At 75.4% G+C, this 3,955-nt stretch carries 1 protein-coding gene; it reads left to right on the top strand.

Features of this window, described 5'->3' with window-relative positions:
- Positions 1 to 3,955: type I polyketide synthase (locus JT723_RS34490; RefSeq protein WP_205048853.1), on the top strand; the 3,955-nt coding region annotated here is incomplete at both ends.

Genomic DNA, 3,955 nt, shown 5'->3' with positions numbered 1-3,955 from the left:
ACCCTGGACATCCGGTGACGGTGTGCCGCGCAGGGCCGGGCTGTCGTCCTTCGGCGCGGGCGGCTCCAACGCGCACCTGGTGATCGAGGAGTACGTCGCCCCCGACCGCCCCGCTGCTGACGCGCCCGGGCTCGTCGTGCTGTCCGCCATGGACGAGGCGCGGCTGCGCGAGAGCGCCGAGCGGCTGGCCGATCACCTGGACGCCCACCCCCGCATCCGCCTCGCCGACCTCGTCCACACTCTCCAGTCCGGCCGCGAGGCCATGGCCGAACGCCTGGCCTTCCGGGCCGGATCGGTCGACCAAGTACGCGACCGGCTGCGGGACTTCACGCAAGGCCGGGGCGGCGAGTGGCACCGGGGCCGGGCCACCGCGGCCGGAAGCCGGGAAGCACAGGACGCCACCGCCGACCACGACAGGCTGCTCGCCGGGTGGGTCACCGGTGCCCGGGTGGAGTGGGCCGCGCTTTCGACGGGGACCCCCGCCCGGGTCGCCCTGCCGTCGTACCCCTTCGCGCGCGAGCGGTACTGGCTGCCCGTCGGCCGCCCGACCGTCGGCGCGCCCGGCGCCGCGGCCCTGCACCCGCTGATCCACCGCAACACCTCCTCGCTGCGAGCCCAGCGCTTCGAAACCGCACTGACCGGCGAGGAGTTCTACGTCGCCGACCACGTCGTGGCGGGTGAGCCCGTCCTGCCCGCCGTGGCGTCGCTGGAGATGGCACGCGCCGCGGTGGCGCTCGGCCGCGAGCAGGACCCCTCCGCCGCACACCCGGTACGCCTCACCGACGTCGTCTGGACCCGGCCCGTCACCGCGGGGGTGCCGCTGACCGTCGAGCTGACGGCCGCGGGCGACCCCGGCGAACACGTCGCCTTCGCGATCACCGGCCCCGCCCCCGACGGCGGGCGGACGGTGTACGCACGCGGTGCGGCCGGGCCGCAACTCCCGCCCGCGGAAGAGCCGGTGGCCGTCGACCTGGACGCCGTACGCGCCGAGGTCGCCGAAGTGCCCGTCGACGCCTGCTATGCCGCGCTCACCGCCCGGGACGTCCACTACGGTCCTGCGATGCGCGGCCTGACCGCCGTGTGGGCGGGCCGCGGGCAGGTCCTCGCCCGGGTCAGGGCGACCGAGCCGGACGACGCCCTCGTCCTGCACCCCGGTCTGCTGGACGCGGCCCTGCACGCCGGGGTCGCGGCCGACCTGGACAACGAGCGGCCCGCCGTGCCCTTCGCGGTGGGCGAGGTGGCGGTGACGGCAGCCTGCCCCGCGGAGGCCTGGGCCTGGCTGCGGCTGCGCCCCGAGGGCGACGCCTTCGACGTCGACGTGTGCGACGACGACGGGCGGGTGTGCGTTCGGTTCTCCGCCCTGGCGGTGCGCCCGTCGCAGGACGGCGACACGCTGCTGCTCGGGCCGTCCTGGTGCACCGTCCAGCCGGACCCCGCCGCCGCCCCGCAGCGCCGGGTCGTCCTGGCCGTCGGCGCGTCGGCGGACTCGCCGGGCATCGGGGACGGTGCCGCCGAGGTGGTCCGGCTGACCGGCGGCATCACCGCCTACGAGGCCGACACGGACCTCGTCCTCCAGGCCGTACGGCGCCACGCGTCCTCACCCGCGCTCGTCCAACTCGCCCTGCCCGAGGGCATCGCAGGCACCTGGGGACTGTCCGGCGCCCTGACGACGGCGAGCCGCGAACACCCGACGCTGCGCGGCCAGATCGTCCACCTGCCGCGGGACACCGCCCCCGGTGAGGCGGCGCGGCTGCTGGCCCGCGCGGCCGGCGTGGACGCGGTCCGCGTCCGTGCCGCGGGGGGCGAGCTGCTGGAAGCCGCCGACTGGAGCGAACTGCCCGCGCAGCAGGCGCAGATGCCGTGGCGCCCGGACGGTGTCTACCTGCTCGCCGGTGGCGCCGGGGGAGTCGGTGCCCGGATCGCCGCCGACATCCGGCGGCACGCGCCCACCGCCACCGTGGTGGTGTCCGGCCGCTCGGCGACCGCGGACGTACCGGACGGCGTCGTCTACCGCAGCGCCGACGTGGCCGACGCCGCCTCGGTCCGCGGCCTGGTCGCCGGCGTGCTGGCCGAGTTCGGCCGCCTGGACGGTGTGGTCCAGGCCGCGGGCGTGCTGCGCGACGGGCTGCTCGCCCGTAAAAGGGACGCCGATGTCGCAGCGGTGCTCGCGCCGAAGGTCGCCGGCACCCGGCACCTGGACGAGGCCACCAAGGACCTGCCGCTCGACTTCTTCGTCCTGTGCTCCTCCCTCGCCGGCGTCTTCGGCAACGTCGGCCAGGCCGACTACGCGGCGGCCAACGGCTTCCTCGACGCCTTCGCCGAGCACCGGACGGCCTTGGCCGCCCGCGGAGAGCGGCACGGCAGGACCGTCGCGCTGAACTGGCCGCTGTGGGCCGAGGGCGGCATGGCCATGGACGCCGCCGACGTCCGCGCCGCCCGCGACGGCGCCGGCCTGCGGCCGCTGCCGACCGCCGCCGCGCTGCGCGCCCTGTACCGCGCGCTCGCGGACGGGCAGAGCCGGGTGATGGTGCTGTACGGCGACCGGGAGCGCATCGCCGTCGAGCGGCTGGCCGCACCCGCACCGGCCGCTCCCGCAGCCGCCGGCGCCGGGACGACGGGTGCGGGGCCGGGGGACCGCGAGGAGCTGGTCCGGCTGCTGACAGGTGTCGTGGCCTCCGTCATCAAGCTGCCCGCGCAGCGGATCGCCCGGGACATGGAGCTGACCGGCTACGGCATGGACTCCATCACCGGGCTGGAGATCGTCCGCGAGCTGGAGCGGACCTTCGGCCCGCTGGACAAGACGCTGCTCTTCGAGTTCCGTACCGTCGACGCCCTCGCCGGGCACCTCCAGGGCCGGTTCGTGCCGGGATCTGCCCCTTCACCCGCTCCTGCGGTGCTGTCCTCGCGGCTGACCGGCCCGTCCGCCACCGTCCGGCAGGAGGCGGAGGAGTCCGCCGCGACGGGCGACATCGCGATCGTCGGGGTGGCCGGGCGGTATCCGGGGGCCGCTTCGTTGGCGGACTTCTGGGCGAATCTGCGGGCGGGTGTGGACAGCGTCACCGAGGTCCCGGCCGACCGCTGGGACCCGGCGGTCACCGGGGGCGGCCGGTGGGGCGGATTCCTCGCCGACGCCGACAAGTTCGACGCGCGCTTCTTCACCGTCACACCCCGTGAAGCAGAACTCCTCGACCCGCAGGAGCGGTTGTTCCTGGAGTGCGCCTACACCACCCTCCAGGACGCCGGTTACACCCCGGCGGGAGCCGCAGCGCAGGGCGAGGTCGGGGTGTTCGTCGGCGTCATGTACGAGGAGTACCAGCTGCATGCCGCCGCCACCCAGGCACTCGGCGGTGCGCTGGCCGTGGCGGGCAGTCCCTCGTCGATCGCCAACCGGGTCTCCTACGTCTGCGACTTCCAGGGCCCGAGCGTCGCCGTGGACACCATGTGCTCGTCCTCGCTGACCGCGATCCACCTGGCCTGCGAGAGCATCCGGCGCGGCGAATCGGACCTCGCGCTCGCCGGGGGCGTCAACGTCTCCGTCCACCCGAACAAGTTCCTGCTGCTGGACCAGGGCGGCTTCGTCAGCCAGGACGGCCGGTGCGCCGCCTTCGGTGCGGGCGGGGACGGGTACGTGCCGGGTGAGGGTGTCGGTGCGGTGCTGCTCAAGCCGCTGTCGCGGGCGGTCGCGGACGGTGACCGAATCCACGGGGTGATCAAGGGCAGCGCCGTCAACCACGGTGGCCGCACCAACGGCTACACGGTCCCGGATCCCGCCGCCCAACGCCGGGTCATCCGGCGGGCGTTGGACCGGTCAGGGGTGGACCCGGCCACCGTCGGCTATGTGGAGGCGCACGGGACGGGGACTTCTCTCGGCGACCCGATCGAGATCGCGGGGCTGGCGGGTGCCTTCGGCGCCGGAGCCCGGGAGCGTCCGGTGGCGATCGGCTCGGTGAAGTCC

Origin of the sequence: Actinacidiphila bryophytorum (assembly GCF_016916835.1) — a bacterium.
Lineage (GTDB): Bacteria > Actinomycetota > Actinomycetes > Streptomycetales > Streptomycetaceae > Actinacidiphila > Actinacidiphila bryophytorum.
Note: the sequence above shows the minus strand (reverse complement) of the source record. Positions and strands in the feature narration are given on the sequence as shown.